The sequence below is a fragment of the Paenibacillus sp. FSL K6-2524 genome (genome assembly GCF_038005525.1).
Lineage (GTDB): Bacteria > Bacillota > Bacilli > Paenibacillales > Paenibacillaceae > Fontibacillus > Fontibacillus anaericanus.
Window position 1 is genome coordinate 4822548 of record NZ_JBBOSP010000001.1, and the last position, 19661, is coordinate 4842208.

13 protein-coding genes and 1 pseudogene are annotated in these 19661 nt (G+C 41.8%); 3 read left to right on the plus strand and 11 right to left on the minus strand.

The window, feature by feature from the left end:
• Positions 1–2: 2 nt before the first annotated feature.
• Positions 3–1181 (minus strand): galactokinase, encoded by a 1179-nt coding sequence (locus NST85_RS22305; protein WP_341190454.1) that lies wholly within the window; start codon positions 1179–1181, stop codon positions 3–5.
• Between the two features lie 168 nt (positions 1182–1349).
• Between NST85_RS22305 and NST85_RS22310 the strand changes: the two genes are divergently transcribed.
• Positions 1350–2240 (plus strand): AraC family transcriptional regulator, encoded by an 891-nt coding sequence (locus tag NST85_RS22310; protein WP_341191150.1) that lies wholly within the window; start codon positions 1350–1352, stop codon positions 2238–2240.
• Between the two features lie 47 nt (positions 2241–2287).
• Here NST85_RS22310 and mgrA read toward each other — a convergent pair.
• The 3 genes and pseudogenes from mgrA to NST85_RS22325 form a co-directional block, all read right to left on the minus strand.
• Positions 2288–3290: pseudogene (mgrA, locus tag NST85_RS22315) on the minus strand (L-glyceraldehyde 3-phosphate reductase).
• 86 nt (positions 3291–3376) lie between these two features.
• Positions 3377–4126, minus strand: a complete 750-nt coding sequence (locus NST85_RS22320; RefSeq protein WP_307399373.1) for an NAD-dependent protein deacylase — start codon at positions 4124–4126, stop codon at positions 3377–3379.
• Positions 4127–4186: 60 nt separating this feature from the next.
• A complete protein-coding gene (locus NST85_RS22325; protein WP_341190455.1) occupies positions 4187–4954 on the minus strand; it encodes an HAD family hydrolase in 768 nt (255 codons plus the stop codon).
• 233 nt (positions 4955–5187) lie between these two features.
• Here NST85_RS22325 and ilvD point away from each other — a divergent pair, with 233 nt between their 5' ends.
• Positions 5188–6873: a dihydroxy-acid dehydratase gene (gene ilvD / locus NST85_RS22330; protein ID WP_211350278.1), complete on the plus strand. Its 1686-nt coding sequence runs from the start codon at positions 5188–5190 to the stop codon at positions 6871–6873.
• Between the two features lie 106 nt (positions 6874–6979).
• Here the strand turns inward: ilvD and NST85_RS22335 are convergent, their stop codons facing one another.
• The 6 genes from NST85_RS22335 to NST85_RS22360 all read right to left on the minus strand — a co-directional run bounded on the left by NST85_RS22335 (position 6980) and on the right by NST85_RS22360 (position 16593).
• Complete coding sequence (locus NST85_RS22335) at positions 6980–8434, minus strand: polysaccharide deacetylase family protein (protein WP_341190456.1); 1455 nt, start codon at positions 8432–8434, stop codon at positions 6980–6982.
• 176 nt (positions 8435–8610) lie between these two features.
• Positions 8611–10398 (minus strand): peptidoglycan D,D-transpeptidase FtsI family protein, encoded by a 1788-nt coding sequence (locus tag NST85_RS22340; protein WP_211350280.1) that lies wholly within the window; start codon positions 10396–10398, stop codon positions 8611–8613.
• Between the two features lie 174 nt (positions 10399–10572).
• On the minus strand, positions 10573–12732 hold the full coding sequence (locus tag NST85_RS22345; RefSeq protein ID WP_341190457.1) for a methyl-accepting chemotaxis protein: 2160 nt from the start codon (positions 12730–12732) through the stop codon (positions 10573–10575).
• A 400-nt stretch (positions 12733–13132) separates the two neighbouring features.
• Positions 13133–14035, minus strand: coding sequence for an IS3 family transposase (locus NST85_RS22350; RefSeq protein WP_341190458.1), 903 nt, complete (start codon positions 14033–14035; stop codon positions 13133–13135).
• Positions 14002–14319, minus strand: a complete 318-nt coding sequence (locus NST85_RS22355) for a helix-turn-helix domain-containing protein (protein ID WP_341190459.1) — start codon at positions 14317–14319, stop codon at positions 14002–14004. Before NST85_RS22355 ends, NST85_RS22350 begins: the two co-directional genes overlap by 34 nt.
• A 105-nt stretch (positions 14320–14424) precedes the next feature.
• Complete coding sequence (locus NST85_RS22360) at positions 14425–16593, minus strand: methyl-accepting chemotaxis protein (protein WP_341190460.1); 2169 nt, start codon at positions 16591–16593, stop codon at positions 14425–14427.
• A gap of 313 nt (positions 16594–16906) precedes the next feature.
• Between NST85_RS22360 and NST85_RS22365 the strand changes: the two genes are divergently transcribed.
• Positions 16907–18235, plus strand: coding sequence for an IS3 family transposase (locus NST85_RS22365; protein ID WP_341188377.1), 1329 nt, complete (start codon positions 16907–16909; stop codon positions 18233–18235).
• Between the two features lie 71 nt (positions 18236–18306).
• On the opposite strand, the gene NST85_RS22370 is transcribed toward NST85_RS22365, so the two are convergent.
• Positions 18307–19653, minus strand: a complete 1347-nt coding sequence (locus NST85_RS22370) for a peptidase U32 family protein (protein WP_127193930.1) — start codon at positions 19651–19653, stop codon at positions 18307–18309.
• Between the last annotated feature and the right edge of the window lie 8 nt (positions 19654–19661).

The following is a 19661-nucleotide window of genomic DNA, read 5'->3' on the forward strand; positions in this document are numbered from 1 at the left end:
GGTCAATTCTCTCCTTTCATCTCATGAACTCCGTTACCAACGCCACATACATAGAACTCGCCTTCAAGCCCAGTACGGCTCTTATAAGCCTTACCTACATCTGAGACAAACTTATCGACTGAATCTTCATGTACAAGAGAAACGGTACAACCACCAAAACCAGCTCCAGTCATTCGAGCACCCAGTGTACCCTCGATCTTACGAGCCTCTTCAACCATGACATCCAGTTCCACACAGCTAACCTCATATAAATCACGTAATGAATCATGTGAAGCATTCATTAAACTTCCGAATTTCTGTAAATCGTTATCTCTCAAAGCTGCTACCGATTCCAATACTCTTGCATTTTCCTCTATAACATGTGTAGCACGTTTGAGTAGAATTTCATCCTTGAGATTACCCTTTAATTGTTCAAAGCGCTCTGGCTTCAGATGAGCTAAGTACCCAAGACCTTGTTCATGTTGCTTAAGGATCTCTAGTGCTGTATCACATTCTCCACGACGCTCATTATATTTAGAATCGACCAAACCTCTGCGTTTGTTCGTATTACCAATTACGATTTTGTATGCACCGGTACGGAATGGAACTAGCTCGTATTCTATCGTGTCACACATCAGTAGAATCGCGTGATCTTGTGCACCATTAGCTACAGCGAACTGATCCATAATCCCGCTGTTTACTCCAACATATTGATTCTCTGCTCTCTGTGATAGAAGGGCAATTTCAACTGTATCGCACTCTTTACCTTCCATAGACAGTAGCGCATACGCAGTTACTACTTCAAGAGATGCCGATGAAGACAGCCCAGCACCATTTGGTATTTCACCGTGAAAAAGTAGGTCATATCCTGAAGTCAAACTAACATCAAGTTTGTTCAGCTCTACAATGACTCCGATCGGATAATCTACCCATTCCTCGATTTTGTGAGAGCCGATCTCTTCCACATTAATTTCAGTCTGAAAAGGAAAATTTGTAGATGCAAACGTCACTTTATTGTCTGAACGTCTCCGAACTGCTAACGTTGTACCAAACTCTAGCGCTGCTGGTAGTACATAACCACCGTTATAATCAATATGCTCACCGATCAAATTGACCCGGCCTGGTGCATTAAAAATGCGTAATGATTCGTTAGTATCTCCGTAACGTGATATAAACAATTGTTCCATTTCCTGTTTCATCATGTAATTACACCTCGTCCTCAAGGAATCTTAACTTCTTGTTCTCAGTATAAATATTTTCCCTAGATTTGATAATGTATCTTTGCGAGTTCTATATGGATAAATGTGACTTGTCGAAGTACAATAGAAATGTGCTGTCCATTCAACCACATCCACTAGGAGACGATACCTATCATACAAGAATCATATAATGCAGCTGCCAACCCTCAAGTATATGAAGAAGGAGACTTGCATGTCCTATTCGTCGGCGAGAGTCAAACCCCTGCTGAACACCGTCTTGGTCCCAAAGTGTACGATTATTTCCTGCTACATTTTGTGGAGAAAGGTAGGGGGCAATTTGTAAATGAATCCGCTGTCTACGATTTAAATAAAGGAGACTGCTTCCTCATTCATCCAGATCAACTCGTTAGCTATGCTTCCGATCCCATCGATCCCTGGCGTTATCGCTGGATTGCTTTTACGGGAAAAACTGCCACCGAACTCGTTATAAGCACAGGATTCACACCACAGCTTCCGGTATTCCGTGCCGGCCAATGTAGTCTGATCTCCGGACTTTTAGACGGCGTTCTTCAAACTTTTAGAAATAACAAACCGAGTTCCCATCTGCTCTCACTTGGTTATCTGTATCAACTGATGGCGGAAGCCAAAGAAACATTGATCAAGGAATCCCCACTCCCTTCTGGTGAATCCGGTGTACAAAGGATCGTCAAGCAAATGATCCATTATATGTCCAGCCAATATGCGCATCCCGTTTCCATTGAGCAAATGTGTGCTAGCTTGGGATATAATCGCGCTTATTTATCTCGCATCTTTAAAAAAGAGACCGGTATTACTCCTGTGACATATCTGCTTAAGCTACGGATCGATAAATCACGGCACCTGCTACGCGGACGTCCGGAACTGTCCATTGAGCAGATCGCCTCATCTGTTGGTCTGACCGATCCCCTTTATTTCTCACGCCAATTTCACAGATTTTACGGCGAATCACCGAGTCAATATCGGAAGTCAGTTACGGGCCAATCACAGGTCCCTAAAGAAAGAAACCCCAATCCAAAACTATAGGATAGGGGTTAACTTCCCTAAATAGGTTTATAGGGGAAGTTGTATGTTCAGTTATCACCATGTGATCCTAGAATTGTCTCAACACGTGCTAATTCTTCATTGGTAAAGTCTAGATTTTCGAGCGCTTTCACATTCTCCTCGATTTGACTCACACGACTAGCCCCGATGAGAGCTGAAGTGACTTTGCCACCACGTAGTACCCAAGCAAGTGCGAACTGTGCCAAACTTTGCCCACGAGCCACTGCAATTTGGTTAAGTGCATGTACTTTACGTAATGTCTCTGGCGTAACATTATCCTCATTAAGAAATACACTTGAACTCTTCGCACGGGAATCATCGGGAATACCATGCAAATATTTATTAGTAAGTAAACCTTGAGCCAATGGGCAAAAGGCGATACTGCCAACCCCGCTATCCTCCAATACATCCTGCAATCCACCCTCAATCCAGCGATTCAACAAAGAATAACTCGGTTGGTGGATAAGCATTGGTGTACCAAGATCTTTAAGAATCGAGACCGCCTCAGCCGTCTGCTCAGCGGTATAGTTAGAAACTCCAACATATAATGCTTTACCCGAACGTACGAGATGGTCTAGAGCCATCATCGTTTCTTCCAGCGGTGTTTCAGGAAAAACGGTGGGAGTAGAAAATATCAACATAATCTAAACCTAATCGTTTCAAGCTTTGATCCGCACTGGAGATCAAATATTTGCGTGAGCCCCACTCACCGTAAGGGCCAGGCCACATTTGGTAACCAGCCTTGGAGGAAATAATCAATTCATCGCGATAAGGCGATAGATCGTTCTTTAATACTTTTCCAAACATTTCCTCAGCAGATCCTGCAGGTGGTCCATAGTTATTCGCTAGATCAAAGTGAGTAATCCCAAGGTCAAAAGCTTTAGTTATCATTTCACGACCATTTTCATATTGATTCACACCGCCAAAATTATGCCACAATCCAAGTGAAATAGCTGGAAGCTTCAATCCTGAACGACCCACACGGTTATATTTCATCGATTCGTAACGTGCTTCATTTGCGTTATATACCATATTTTCGCCTACTTTCCTCAGTTCTTCTACCTCAAAATATCATAGCCTCTTCTTATTTCTTTAGCAAGAAACCGTTTTCTATATGACTAGTTTGATCCCTGTAACAACTTATGAACCTGTCCCAGAACAGATCCGATAGGTTCTGTAATGTGTAGATCGGCGCGATCGTCATATGAAGTTGTTGAAGCATTCAATAATACGGTTCGTTCACCTTTAAAATAAGTTACAAGATGGGCCGCAGGCTGAACTGTGAGTGAAGTTCCTCCGATCAATAGCAAATCCGCTTCCCTAATAGCATTGACGGCATCCTCAATTACCTGGTCATTGAGGTTTTCCCCATATAGAACAACATCGGGTTTAACAACCCCACCACAACCAAGGCACTTTGGAACCATTTCGATGCTAGTCATGATCTCATCTAAACTATGAAATTGGCCACAATTCATACAGAAATTCCGATGAATCGAGCCGTGTAACTCTAGTACATTTTGATTGCCAGCTAACTCATGCAAGCCATCTATATTCTGTGTAATAATTGCGTTTAACTTCCCATCCTTCTCTAATTGCGCTAGAAAATGATGAGCCGCATTCGGACGAGCTTGTGGATGAATCATCTTTGATTTGTAGAAATCAAAAAACACTTCGGGATGCCGACCAAAAAAACGCCGACTCAAGATTTCCTCAGGTGCATAGGGTGACTCTTTCTCCTTCTTATATATACCTGCCGCTGAGCGAAAGTCAGGAATTCCACTCTCAGTTGAGATACCTGCACCGCCAAAAAACGCGATCTTATGACTGTTCCTTATCCAGGATGCCAATACTTCAGTCTTTGTCAAAGTCAATCTTATACTCCTCCTTTATGGCTCAACATCAGCTACAGAATTCCATAATTAATCCTATTCTACTGTGATGCTTGTATAATCTTGAATAATCAAATCGGCATCATGCAGATAGGGTGATCTGCCATCCTCAATACCGAGACCGATCGTCATCATAACCCCAGCTGCTTTGCCCATCCTCATATCTACATTGCTATCACCAATAACAACAACCTCATTGGGCGAAACTCCAAGTTCTCGGCAAGCCAGAATTACCATTTCAGGATCCGGTTTCCCGTGAGTCACGCGATCACGCCCGACCATACCTTTGAAATATGAGGATAGCTCTACCCATCCTAAGTGTTCTACAGCTTCGCTGGTTCGATCAGAAGTAACCACACCAAGCAATATACCAGAGTTACGACAAGCTTCTAACAACTCACAAATTCCAACTATAGGTTTTGCAGGACGTAATTTCTTAACTTCAACCATAGCAGTAGAACTAAACTGTGCGACCAACTTCAATCCTTCGTCCCAAGGAACTCCCACCTCGTAAAGTTGCCAGGCAAGCAAAGCGGTAATCTCCTCTTCGGTTCCCATCGCAAGGGGTCCTGTTCTATCATAATCAATCATTAAACCCTGTTCATCATATTTAATCCCAAGCAAACTAGGCAGTGATGTCATTTTCTTCTCTATGTCTATGCTATACAAATATCCTTCCATTAAACTCAGCAGTATCTCCACCCATTTTCCCCATAATTGCATGAAGTCTAGTAAAGTACCATCTTTATCGAACAAAATGGCTCTACATGGGATAGGTCTGCCCTTTATTCTAAGGACTGTCATTACAGCGCCTCCACATCAAATGATTTCTATTCTTAGCTCCATCTTATCCTTGTCCCATTGTAACTCTAAATTGCAGCTTGTTACAAAGACATAAGCTATTGGGCATTACATGTAATTACTATAGACTTAAATGATCGATTGCTAGAAAAAGCGGAGTACATATGATAGAATTTAAGGAAGACTTTAGCGTTCTAAAGTTAGAAAACACAATATATGTAGGGGGAATAGAGATCATGGCACCTAAAAAAATGCGTTCAGATATGATCAAAAAAGGCTTTGACCGTGCACCTCACCGTAGCTTATTACGTGCAGCTGGTGTCAAAGAGGAAGATTTCGGTAAGCCTTTTATAGCAGTATGCAATTCATACATTGATATCGTTCCCGGACACGTACATTTACAGGAATTTGGTAAGATTGTTAAAGAAGCTATTCGCGAAGCTGGCGGAGTTCCGTTTGAGTTTAATACCATTGGAGTTGACGACGGAATTGCTATGGGTCATATCGGGATGCGCTACTCTTTGCCAAGTCGGGAGATTATCGCGGATTCATTAGAAACCGTCGTATCCGCTCACTGGTTTGACGGCATGGTCTGTATTCCAAACTGCGATAAGATTACACCTGGTATGATGATGGGTGCACTTCGCGTAAATATACCTACGATATTCGTCAGCGGCGGCCCAATGAAAGCCGGAGTTGATAGTAAAGGTAACCGACTTTCATTAACATCCGTCTTTGAAGGTGTCGGCGCTCACCAAGCAGGAAAAATTAACGATGCTGAACTACTAGAATTAGAGCAATACGGTTGCCCAACGTGCGGCTCTTGCTCCGGTATGTTTACCGCCAATTCCATGAACTGCCTCGCAGAAGCACTGGGTATTGCGCTTCCAGGTAATGGTACGATTCTGGCTGTTGCAGAAGAACGCCGTGATTTTGTTAGACAATCAGCTACTCAACTTATGAAACTAATCGAAATGGACCTTAAACCACGCGATATCGTAACAAAAGAAGCACTAGATAACGCTTTTGCTTTAGATATGGCGATGGGTGGTTCTACAAATACAGTACTGCATACTCTAGCTTTGGCTCAAGAAGCTGAAATTGATTATCCAATAGAACGTATCAATGAAGTAGCTAATCGTGTACCGCATATCTCCAAATTAGCTCCAGCTTCCAATTATTTCATTGAAGACGTTCATAAGGCTGGTGGCGTTAGCGCCGTACTCCATGAACTACTCAAGAAACCAGGAGCCATTCATGGGGATTGTATCACGGTTTCAGGCAAGACAATTGCTGAGAACGTCGCTGGATGCGAAATCCAAGATTTGAACGTTATTCATGCTATCGACAATCCGTATTCTGAGAAGGGCGGCCTTGCAATTCTATACGGAAACCTAGCTCCTGAAGGCTCTGTTATCAAAGTTGGTGCCGTAGATCCTTCCGTCGGCGGCTATCATAAAGGCCCAGCCATCTGCTTTGATTCGCAAGATCAAGCATTGGAAGGCATTGCAAATGGTAAAGTGAAGGAAGGTCATGTCGTTGTCATTCGTTATGAAGGGCCTAAGGGTGGTCCTGGGATGCCTGAAATGCTGGCACCTACTGCGCAAATCTCCGGTATGGGTCTGGGCGCTAAGGTCGGCCTAATCACAGACGGACGCTTCTCTGGAGCATCCCGCGGGATCAGTATCGGACATATCTCACCTGAAGCTGCTGAAGGTGGACCAATCGCCTTTGTTGAGGACGGCGATATCATCGAACTTGATTTGAATAATCGTATTATCCAGTTGCATGTTGATGATGCAGAATTTGAACGTCGTCGCGCTAATTGGAAAGGGTTTGAGCCGAAAGTGAAAACTGGATATTTGGCTCGTTACTCGAAATTAGTTACCAATGCCAGCACCGGCGGTGTCTTGAAAATTTAATATACTGAAGCAGGAAAAAATAAGGGGTGTCCCACAAGATAACTTGTGAGACACCCCTTATTTATTAATTATATGATAATTCATAATAAGACCAAGTAGCATTATCTTATGTCAGAGAAGTGCTGAAAACGGCCTCTGTCTCTTGTACTTCCGTTATTTCGCTAGTTCCTTCTTGTTGTTTACGCCGGTCATCTTTCAATTTCCGATGAGAACCACCATCAGAATATCTCTCGAGTAATAGTTCAATCGGCATTACGAGTAGTTTCGGAACAAGTTCTTTTGAAGAAGATTGCTTCAGTCTCGCTCCACCTGAAGGATGAATGACACTCATCAGGAATTTAAGATATATTTTGCTGGTTTTGGCAAACAAACTATTGGGTAGATCCGTCACAGTGAACCCTAATTGTTCTGGTCCACGATTAATCATCGTAACACCATAAAGTGCTTTGACATCATGTAATTCCGGATGTTCTATTACATATTGCGCTAATTCAGGTAACGTCTTCTCTACTCCCCGAATCATTTGAATGGCGAGATGAATTGAACTTCTGGATCGTGTACCGATTTGAAAAAGTTTTTTGTTATCGAAGTGTAATTCTAAAACCCGATCTCCGCTTACAAGTGGAATATCGCCCACCATCGTAACCGTCTCTCCATGATAAGGCCTAGGGCGGAAATAAAATATGGGGTCTTCTTGATTCGTTGTCTTTAATTGGAATAAGAAGTGAAATATTCTCTCCCATAACAACCACAATGAAACGATGAATTTTTTGGTTCGTGTTAGTGCAGGTTTTGCTCGATGCTGAGATTTCTCACCTACTGGGGATGAAGAGGCAAACGCCCCTTTCTTCTTGGTCGCATGGCTGATTTCAATCATTTCGTCAATCCGAATACTTTGGAGTCCACGTTGCTGTGCTTCTTGTAGCACACGTTCCAAAGCTATGAGCATTTGCACCGGTGCGTCAGAATTTGCACCTAACGTAGTACCACAATCATGAAGTAAAAATACTTCTCCACCACGAAGCTTTTTCATCATTCGTTTGGTTAAACGATCTGCGCCAATACGTTGCCGCCAATCACCAAACATCGCAGACCACAAAACAATTTGGGTCTCGTTTCTCTTAGCAAAATCAAACAAATTTACAATTCCCCACGGGGGACGATAATAATGAGTTGTAACACCGGTAATGTCATGAATAATCTTGGTAGTTTTTTGAATCTGCTTCTTCACCGTTGCGGGCGCCATAAGCCAATTCGTCTTATGAACATAATTATGAATCCCAATGAGATGACCTTCTTCATGCATTCGCTGAACTAATTCAGGATATTTCTCCGCATTGGATCCCACAACAAAAAAAGTTGCCTTAGCACCATAAAGCTCCAATAAATCCAACAACTTTGGAGTATATATTGGATCAGGACCATCATCAAATGTAAGGGCAAAGTTATCTTTACTTACACCGTGTCGAAAAACACGGAATCCAAATAAACGCGTAATTACGCCGGGTATGAAGGCATACAATGTTGATATGTAAAACAACCCCAGCAGCAAAGTCTCCATGTCGCTTTCCCCACTTTTCTATGATTCAATGACTTTGACATGCCATTCAATTAGCATATCCTTTATTTTATCATACACGCACAATAATTAGCGCATTATTTTGGAAAAGAACATGAAGTTTCAATGATGAACTTAATTAAAAATTCATGTATTATTTACTTGGTAATTTCGGTCTTTCATTCCTGTGAAGCCAGCAGATTCATCGTGCGCCGGAATAACGCTGCGGCTTGATGAAGGGAACCTGGACGACGATTTTGCACAAGTACGGCAACAGCATACCGCGGTTCCTCAATTGGCCCATAACCAATAAACCATTGATTATTGGACGCCTTCCCGTCTTTCAACACCTCTGCAGTGCCGGATTTACCTGCAAGATTCCAACTAGCACCTTGGAGCGAAATCCCTGTCCCATCCGTAACAACTTCTCTCATCCACGAGAGCAACAGTTTAGCTGTACGTGGTGAAATTTGCCCGAACGGTGATGTAATTGTTTGAACTGGAAAGTTAACCATTGTCGCTCCGTCTTTGAAGTTTACCTCGCTCACCAAACGTGGAGAAATCACTTTACCACTATGTAACAACGTTACAATCATATTGGCCGCTTGAAGTGGTGACATCATAACATCACGTTGACCTAATGCTGTCTGCGCTCGAACGCCACCATCCGCAGTTGTCGTTTTACCAAATACAATACCAGCCTCTTCTTGATCTATTTGGGAGAAGACTTCTCCATCTAGAAATGAGGATTCATTCCACCCAATCTTTTGTGCCAATCCGAGCTTAGATGCCGTTATCGCAATGCTTGATGCTTTTAGCCGCTCGCCAAGTGTTGCAAAAACAATATTACATGATTTTGCGAACCCCTCTTCTAGTGTGATATCACCGTGACCTCCTTCTTTCCAGCATGAAAGTCCGTACTTACCATAATGGCCTGTGCAATGAAACACTTCTGAGGGTGAAGTTAACCTTTCTTCCAATGCGGCGGCGGCAATGACTGTTTTAAAAATCGAACCTGGCACAGCCGCTTTTACTGTATGGTTACTCCAACTCCCCCCCTTCAAATCAATATGCTGTGGATTGTAGAATGGTCTAGAAACCATGGAGACCACATCACCTGAATTAACATCCAGTACGACAATGGCCCCTTCCTCCATATTCGCCTGCTCGGTAAGTGCCTCGATCTCTTGTTGAATACGATAATCAACTGTAGTCCTAACCTGGAGCGGATAATAACGATTGTCCATACCCTTTACTCGAGTCCCAATTCCGATAAGCGGACGCTTCTTACCATCAACAGTATAGAATGCTCTAGTTGATCCTATTCCTCTTAAAAAATTATCAAACGTTCTCTCAAGCCCTGAGGCGCCTACTAACATGGTCAGCGGAACCGAACGATTCTGTTTGCTCTCTGCTTGGACTTTCCTAATAACGTCCGGGCGTTGGGCTACATATCCTAGCCATTGACTTCCTGAAACCGCTCCCTTGTACCGTGAAACACGGGGAAGTACTTCGAAACCATCCACTTTGTCCCATTGTTCAGCATCTACTTGACTCAACTTAATAGGTGTCCCTTCTTTACCGACCAATTCTGACCAGACATAGGGCTTTTTTAAAGTAGTCCATTTATGCTCTAACTGATCTGATGTGGTGTGTAAAAGTTCAGCTAGCCTTTGAAGTTCATCAGCTTCTGGAAGTTTCCTTACGGGAAAAAGAACAGGTGACCAAATGACGTCTCCGGTTAATGGCATTCCATTACGATCTATGAAATGTCCCCTTCCCGAATCCAGTTCAATTCCTTCTTCTCTCTGCCGGACTGCCATTTCATTCATAGTTCTACCACCCACTGTAACTTCCCTGAAGGCAGAACGGTATTGTATCCAGAGTATCCGAACAGAGAACAATATAAATATAGATATAAAGATCATCAGAATATAGAATATGCGTTTTTTACGTAGTAATGACAAGATATCCCCTCCCTTTCATTCACTATTATTTCCTGGAAGAGACTTCTGCACACCCGGAATTAGGAGATTGCTTTCCCCTCCCGCCATATTTCATATTCAATAACCAAAACAAAGCGGCCTTCCCGACTAAGGGACGACCGCTTTGTTTTGTTATTGAAAGCATAATTCGAATAATTAAATAGTGAATCTGGATAACGATTCCTTTAATCCACTGGATACTTTCTCTAACTTACCCGATAGTTGAACCAACTGCTCACCAACGACCTGCTGCTCGCTACTGAGTGAAGCAACCTCTTGAGAGGTAGCAGAAGATTGCTCTGCTACTGCACTGACATTACTCATCGCATCGGTCATCACATTCTGGGATTGGTTTAATTCATCAATCGATACAGTAACTGCATCTAGATAGTGAACGAAACCTTCCATTTGTTGTTGCACGGAAATAAATATTTGATTCGTTTCTTTCACGGAAACGATTTGCTCCTGGAACAAAGGACTCGCATCAGACAATGCCTGTACTGTTTCGTTCATCTCCTGACCGATCTTATCCGTAATTTCACCCACCATCGTAATAGAACGACGTGATTGATCAGCGAGTTGGCGGATCTCGTCAGCTACAACCATGAACCCTCGTCCTGCCACACCTGCACGTGCCGCCTCTATTGTAGCATTCAGTGACAGTATATTCGTCTGTTGCGTGATCGTCTGCATCACTTCCAACACTTTCATAACTGAAGAAGTACTGGATTTCAAAGAATCAACTTTCGCTGTTAATGCATTCACGATATCTACCGTTTTGTTAGTCTTCTGAAGCAGTCCGTTTAAGTATTCTGTACCCAATTGACTGGATTTCTCAACCTCTTTGGCTGAAGAAGCCATTTCTCTATTTGCGGAAATGAACCCTTCCATCTGATGGGTAATATTCTCAGTTAATTCACTTCCACGTTCTGCTTCATTCGCCAGGCTGGTTGCCCCATTGGCAATTTCTTCAGTTGCAACGGCAATTTCTCTAGCTGAAAGTGCTGTTTTGTTCGACGCATCTGTCAGCTCTGAAGCCGTATCAAGTACATCCTTTGCTGAATTGTTGGTTTGATTGACCAGTGCAGTGATCTGTTCCATCATTACGTTGAAACTAACAGTCAATTGACCAATTTCATCCTTGGATTTCAGATTCATACGCACACTCAAGTTACCTTTGGATCCTTCTTCCATCAGATTTCTTAACTTTGATAGCGGATGAGCTATCATTCGAACCATCCATATGCCTATAAGAATAGCAATTAATCCTACTATGGCAGCGGACACGTATGTAGTAATTAAGATTCCCTGTGCATCTTTCGTTAATTGTTCTGTTGGAATGGTGCCTAGTAGCTTCCATCCTGAAGTAGCTTGAGTATTATAAACCGCCAGAACGGGATTTTTATTTCCGTCTTTTGTTCGTATACCACCTAAGAGCTCAGTACCAACTTTGCTGAGATCAACATCCGTGGTTTGACCTTGATCCTCCGTCAGTGAGGATGCCACGACAATGTTCTCAGAATTCACGAGTTGAACACGCGATCCTTCTCCTAGATCCAATTCTTTCAGGTATTGCGTAAGGATATCTAAGTTAATATCAGCAACCAGGATAAAGCGTTCCATACCGTTTACACTGGTAATCGATCTGACCAATCTAAATATACCTGTTCCGGAACTACTGCTGCTAGGTACATCAACCCACACAGTTTCGGCAGATTTCGACAATTTTTCATACCATGGTTGTTCCTTGATTGAATCTAAGAATTCCTGATCCACACTTCCCGTTGTTATATTTCCCAGGTCTTCACCAATCATATATACTGCAACTATACCCTGTGTATTAAGAGTTATTGTATTTAGCCGCGTTCTCATTTTATTTGTTGCAACAAAACGGTCATAATCCGTTGTTTTAAGTGAGGCCTCCATTATGGATGTCTGCATTTCTGTGTCAAGGAATGTTTGCTGCAAATTTTCCCGATATTTCTGAAGAATAATATCCAACTTTTGTGAAGTTTGTACGATCGTTTGTTGATTGGCCATTTCCGCATTGTCTTGAATCGTGTTCTTTGCCATCTGATAAGAGATGATACCGATTGTAAGAACAAAGAACATAATAGCTATGAAGAAAATAAGAAATAAACGTATACCCACCGATTTCGATGGATTAAACTGTTTCGGCAAATGTTCCTTTAGCGACGATATTCTCCCTTTAAGCCCTCCAGGAGCGACCTTTCTTACTTGGTCAACGGATTTCCCCCCCTGTTTGTTTTCATTTTCCTTTGTTGATCGGTTCTCCTTCTTAGGAACCAGTTTCATGTTGATCACCCACCACTCTTAGTAATTAATACCCCTGCTTGAATGCTTAATTTACTTCTAGTACATTAACACTTTACGTTTGCCAATTATTCGAGAAGTGTTACAAGTCTCCTTTATAATATCGGTTACATCACAATTGATGTTATAGAATTTATTAGAAAAATACTCCAAAAACAAAAAAGGGACTTTCGTCCTAGACTGAATTAATTTGTTACACATAGACTGGAGACTTCGAAAAAATTATTTAGGCTGTGGGTATCTTTCGAATAATTGAGTAAGTATGTAGGATGACATAAGACCATATTAATCGAGACCATCATAGATATTAGTAGATAAAAAAAATGACTCCTGTACAGTGATCTTACCCCCGTCAAGTAGACATTAATAAAACTGAAGTACATTAAGCAGCCTTAGTTCGGTATTCCACTGGACTAAGGTTGTTTAATTTTTTCTGAAACCTATCATAATTGTAAAACCGTATGTATTCATGAATTGCGGAGATCAATGCTTCCTCTGATTGAAAAGACTGGATATACATACATTCTGCTTTGAAATGTCCAAAGAAACTCTCCATGCAGGCATTGTCCAAACATTTTCCTTTTCTAGACATACTTACTTTCATCTTGTATTGGGTCAGAAGTTTATTGTACAACCTAGAAGTGTATTGATAACCTTGGTCACTATGGAGAAGAACTCCCTCCGTTTTGCGTACACCGCGAGCAAGCTCTACCGTGTCTATGACAAGCTGTAAATCGTTTCTAGTACTTATTTGGTATGAGATGACTTCGTTGTTAAAAAGGTCATAAATGGTGGAAAGATATAAGTTTTTTTGGTTATACGGAATGTAAGTAATATCTGTGACCCACTTTTCATTGGGTTGGGATGCATGAAAATCGCGGTTCAAAATATTGTCTGAAGTTACATAAGTCTCCTTTTTGCCATGAAATCGTTTCTTTCTACGAATCTTAGATTTGATCCCCATTTCTTTCATCAAACGATAGACCCTCTTATGATTAACATGTATGCCATGCGTCTTAAACAACCATGTTTGTATTCGTGGATAACCGAAAATGCCGTGTAAACGTTGATGCACTTCCATGATCTTTTCCTTCAGCTCCTCATCCATAAGTTGCTTTGACGACGGAGTGAGCATTCTTCTTATCCATTTGTAATATCCACTTCTAGATACTTTTGCGATTTCGCACAGTAACGTGATGTTGTATCCAGTAGATACTAATTGTTTAACCAGTTCATATTGGGAGACTTTACTTACTCTATTCTTTGCCCCCTTTGTAGCGCCCACAACTTTTTTAAGTACTCATTCTCAGCTCGGAGCCTAACTAACTCCTCTTCCGGACTTAATGGATTTTTGCGGGGTCTTCCCTTAGTCAAACCTTTTGTTTTACCCCGTTTCTCCTCCAGTGCGGATGCCCCTTCTTTTTCATAACGCTTCACCCAACGTCTAACAGATGGTTCAGGTATATTCAGCTCTCTTGCTACTCGTTTATAACCCATTCCAGCTTCTATATACATTTGTACCGCTTTAAGTTTCATCTCGGTGGTATAGCTTTGTAGTATTCTGCCCATAAAAAATCCCCTCCAAATATCAACAATAAACGTCATTCTTTTTACTGTCTACTTAAAGGGGATAATATCACAGTACAGGAGTCACCTCTTATCAACTTTGAAGATTTATATTGTGAATTTGGATAACGATTCATTTAATCCACTGGATACTTTCTCTAACTTACCCGACAGTTGAACCAACTGTTCACCAACGACTTGCTGCTCGGTACTGAGTGAAGCAACCTCTTGAGAGGTTGCAGAAGATTGCTCTGCTACTGCGCTGACATTACTCATCGCATCGGACATTACATTCTGAGATTGGTTCAATTCTTCAATCGATACAGTAACTGCATCTAGATAGTGAACGAAACCTTCCATTTGTTGTTGCACGGAGATAAATATTTGATTCGTTTCTTTCACGGAAACGATTTGCTCCTGGAACAATGGCCCTGCATCAGACAATGCCTGTACGGTTTCGTTCATCTCCTGACCGATCTTATCCGTAATTTCACCCACCATCGTAATAGACCGACGTGATTGATCAGCGAGTTGACGGATCTCGTCAGCTACAACCATGAACCCTCGTCCTGCCGCACCTGCGCGTGCCGCCTCTATTGTAGCATTCAGAGATAGAATATTCGTCTGTTGCGTGATCGTCTGCATCACTTCCAACACTTTCATAACTGAAGAAGTACTGGATTTCAGAGAATCAACTTTCTCTGTTAATGCATTCACGATATCTACCGTTTTGTTAGTCTTCTGAAGCAGTCCGTTTAAGTAATCTGTACCCAATTGACTGGATTTCTCAACCTCTTTGGCTGAACCAGCCATTTCTCTATTAGCGGTAATGAATCCTTCCATTTGATTGGTAATATTCTCAGTCAATTCGTTTCCACGTTCTGCTTCATTCGCCAGGCTGGTTGCCCCATTAGCAATTTCTTCAGTTGCAACGGCAATTTCTCTAGCTGAAAGTGCTGTTTTGTTCGACGCATCTGTCAGCTCGGAAGCTGTATCAAGTACATCCTTTGCTGAATTGTTGGTTTGATTGACCAGTGCAGTGATCTGTTCCATCATTACGTTGAAGCTAACGGTCAATTGACCAATTTCGTCCTTGGATTTCAGATTCATACGCACACTCAAGTTACCTTTGGATCCTTCTTCCATCAGATTTCTTAACTTCGATAGCGGATGAGCTATCATTCGAACCATCCATATGCCTATAAGAATAGCAATCAATCCTACTATGGCAGCGGACACGTATGTAGTAATTAGGATTCCCTGGGCATCTTTCGTTAATTGTGCTGTTGGAATGGTGCCTAGTAGCTTCCATCCTGAAGTAGCTTGAGTATTATAAACCGCCAGAACGGGTTGCTTATTTCCGTCTTTCGTACGTATACCACCTAATAGCTCAGTACCAACTTTGCTGAGATCAACATCCGTGGTCTTACCTTCTTGTTCTGCTACCGAAGAAGTCACGACAGTATTATCATTAGTTAATAGCTGAACACGTGAACCCTCTCCTAGATCCAATTCATTCAGGTATTGCGTAAGGATGTCTAGTCTAATATCAGCAACCAATATAAAGCGTTTCATACCGTTTACACTCTGAATCGATCTTACCAATCTAAATACACCTGAACCCGAGCTTTCGTAATCGGTTACATTAGTCCAAAACGTTTCAGAAGATTTCGACACTGTATCGTACCAAGGTTGCTCCTTGATTGAATCCAGGAATTTTTGATCCACATTCCCCGTTGTTACAATGTCAAAATTATCCTCCTCACCCATCATATATGTTCCAATTACACCTGGAGAAGTAAGTGAGAATGTATTCAGTCTTGTTTGTAGCTTCGTCGATGTAACAAAACGATCATAATCAGTTACATCACTTAGTAAAGCATCTGTAATTGCTTTCTGCATTTCTTCGTCAAGGAATGTTTGCTGCAAATTATCCCGATATTTCTGAAGAATAATATCTAACTTTTGAGAGGTTTGTACGATTGTTTGTTGATTGGCTAGCTCTGCATTGTCTTGAATCGTGTTCTTTGCCATCTGATAAGAAATGATACCGATTGCAAGAACAAAGAACATAATAGCGATGAAGAAAATAAGAAATAAACGTATCCCAACCGATTTCGATGGATTAAACTGTTTCGGTAAGTGTTCCTTTAAAGATGATATTCTCCCTTTCAAACCTCCAGGAACGATCTTTCTCACTTGGTCAGCAGATTTCTCCCCCTGCATGTTGTCATTGTCCTTTGCTGTTCGGTTCTCCTTCTTAGGAACCAGTTTCACGTCGATCACCCACCACTCTTAGTAGTAAACTTCCTTTAAAAATAAGGTTGAAGGCCTTGCTTCGCATCTAACACATTTTAAGCATTTACAATGTCTTATATACCAATATTCGACAAAAATTAACGGTCTCCTCTATCATATCGGTTACATAGTGAATGATTTTTTAGAGATATTGTGAGAAAAATCACTAAAAATAAAAAAGGGCTTTCGGCCTAGACCAAAATAAACTGGTACCCATAGACTGGACACTTTGAAAAAAAGGTGTCTAGGCTGTGGGTACTTTTGTATACTAGAGTAAGCATGGGGGGATGACATGAGTAAGAAACTTTTTAGTGAAGCAGATCAAATACTTTTACTTAAGAATAACTATGTAAGCAAAATTAGTGAAAGATCAATTACCTTTACAGACGAGTTTAAGCGGTTATTCATAGAAGAGCTTATGATAGGTAAATTGCCAAGAGAGATCTTTGAGTGCCATTGTCTTCCTGTCCATATCATTGGTATGACACGCGTGGAGCAGAGTGCAGATCGATGGAAAAAGGCATATAGCCGGGATGGGATTATCGGGTTATTAGATAACCGAAAGGGTGCTTCTGGTCGTCCTCTTCAAAGAGAACTAACCTCGGAAGAAGTGATTGCGAAACAAGAGGCACGAATCAATCTGCTCGAGTCTCAAATTGAACTGTTAAAAAAGTTAGACAAGAACGAAAGGAGGCTGTTACTCAGCGGAATAAAGCGAAGCATAAGCGTTAAGTTTGAACTCATCAAGAACACGGTAGATAAGGGATTTAGTAGACTGACGGGATATCTATGCGAGCTCCTTCAGGTTTCTCGTTCAGGGTACTACAACTATCTCGCATCCACAAATGCACGTCTAGAACGTGCTAAACGTGATGAAGAAGCCGGAAAACTCGTAAAAAAAGCATTCAACCGTCGTGGATTCAAAAAGGGTGCACGCTCGATTAAGATGGTCTTAAAGCAAGACTTTAAGGTCACTTATAGCTTGAAGCGAATTAGCAGACTTATGAAAAAATTCAATTTGGTATGTCCTCACCGTAAGCCTAACCCGTATAAACGCATTGCTAAAGCCACGAAGGAACACCGGACGCTGCCTAATCTCCTACAACGAGATTTCAGAAAAGAGATTCCTGGACTGGTTCTACTCACCGATATTACTTACCTTCCTTATGGCCGCTCTGAGATGGCCTATTTGTCTACCCTGCTAGATGCATCGACAGGAGAGGTGTTAGCTTATAACCTATCCGATCGGATCACGCTCGACATTGCCACAGATACGGTAGATGGTCTTTTAAAGCAACGAAATGTAAAACTGCATACGGATGCATTCATTCACTCCGATCAAGGAAGTCACTATACCAGCCCAGTCTACCAAAAACTGTTGAGAGATCATGGTCTAGGACAGTCTATGTCTAGACGCGGAAACTGTTGGGATAACGCTCCTCAAGAATCCTTTTTTGGTCACATGAAGGACCATGTGGATCATCGAAGTTGCTCCTCCTTCCTTGAACTTCAACGTCAAGTGAATCGATATATTCGTTATTACAACCATCACAGATATCAGTGGGGAAGACAAAAGATGACTCCTGTACAGTACAGGAATCATCTTTTGTCAGCCTCTTAAACATCAATAGCTCTTTCTTTTTTAAGTGTCCTTGACAAGGGGTGCAGTTTAAAACCCCCAAGTTTTTAAACTTATTTTTTATTACTTTTACGCATCATATCAAAATAAGACACTGGCTGATCAACCTTCATCTTGATTCGTTGCAACGGATGGCGAGCTGCATCCAATTCATTTCCCTTCTCATCCCAAATCTTATCAACCGTTTGCTTGAAAAGGGTATCTCCTGGACCGAAAAATTCAACCACCTGCCCTGGTTTAAAGTGATTCCGTTGCTGAATAACAGCCATTCCAGTAACTTCATCATATTCCAGTACAAGTCCCGCGAAATCGTATGGTGCTGCTTTTTCTTCCGGTTCATAAATATGATCTTCATGATCAGGCGTATCATAGAAAAATCCGGTATTAAGCGGACGATTGGCTGCCTTATTAATCTCTTCCACCCACTCAGGCTTAAGAACATAATTTTCTGGATCTGCCATATAAGCATCTATGGCTTTACGATAAACGTTAACTACAGTAGCTACATAATGGATCGATTTCATTCTTCCTTCAATTTTGAAGCTGTCCACGCCAACATCAATCAAATCAGGAATATGATTTATCATGCACAAATCCTTAGACCCCATCGAAAAAGCATTATCTTGCTCTTCAAACAACGGTAACTGTGTTACGCCAAGCTCGAATCGACGAGAAGCTTTGGCATCCTCTGCCTCTTCCTCAGAAATCCAATCACCTTCTGGCTCAGAACGACCATCCTCGAACAGATCATATTTCCAACGGCATGACTGGCAACAGCCTCCCCGATTAGAATCTCGGTCAGTAAAATGGTTTGAAAGTACGCATCGTCCAGAATATGAAGAACACATCGCACCATGGATAAATGCTTCGATTTCGATGTCTACATTTTTTTTGATCTCATTAATTTCTTCAAAGCTTGTCTCACGCCCCAAAACAACCCGTGGGAGCCCTTGTTCCTTCCAGAACTTAACCGCCTGCCAATTTATCGTCGATTGCTGGGTGCTAAGGTGGACTTCCAGACCCGGAACTGTGCGCAGTGCTGTATCAATAATAACAGGGTCAGCTGCAATAATTGCCGAGATCCCTGCATCGTATAAATTCCGCAAATATTCTTCTATACCCTCAATATCCTCGTTATGCGCATAAATATTGGTCGCCACAAACACTTTGGCTCCGTATTTCTTAGCGAACTCAACCCCTTCGCGCATTTCATCAAAGCTGAAATTATCCGCATTAGAACGAAGGCCGTACTTCTGTCCACCGATATATACAGCATCTGCCCCGTAATGGACAGCAAATTTTAACTTTTCAAGGTTACCTGCCGGAGCAAGTAATTCCGGTTTAGCCAAACGATGGCGTTTTCCGCTGTATTTCGGAATATGTCTCTCCGTTGTTTGCATCTTCGTTC

Bases quoted from the DNA above. Each gene is read 5' to 3' on its own strand.
- NST85_RS22305 (WP_341190454.1), bottom strand. From the start codon at position 1,181: ATGATGAAACAGGAAATGGAACAATTGTTTATATCACGTTACGGAGAT.
- NST85_RS22325 (WP_341190455.1), bottom strand. From the start codon at position 4,954: ATGACAGTCCTTAGAATAAAGGGCAGACCTATCCCATGTAGAGCCATT.
- ilvD (WP_211350278.1), top strand. From the start codon at position 5,188: ATGGCACCTAAAAAAATGCGTTCAGATATGATCAAAAAAGGCTTTGAC.
- NST85_RS22335 (WP_341190456.1), bottom strand. From the start codon at position 8,434: ATGGAGACTTTGCTGCTGGGGTTGTTTTACATATCAACATTGTATGCC.
- NST85_RS22345 (WP_341190457.1), bottom strand. From the start codon at position 12,732: ATGAAACTGGTTCCTAAGAAGGAGAACCGATCAACAAAGGAAAATGAA.
- NST85_RS22355 (WP_341190459.1), bottom strand. From the start codon at position 14,319: ATGGGCAGAATACTACAAAGCTATACCACCGAGATGAAACTTAAAGCG.
- NST85_RS22365 (WP_341188377.1), top strand. From the start codon at position 16,907: ATGAGTAAGAAACTTTTTAGTGAAGCAGATCAAATACTTTTACTTAAG.
- NST85_RS22370 (WP_127193930.1), bottom strand. From the start codon at position 19,653: ATGCAAACAACGGAGAGACATATTCCGAAATACAGCGGAAAACGCCAT.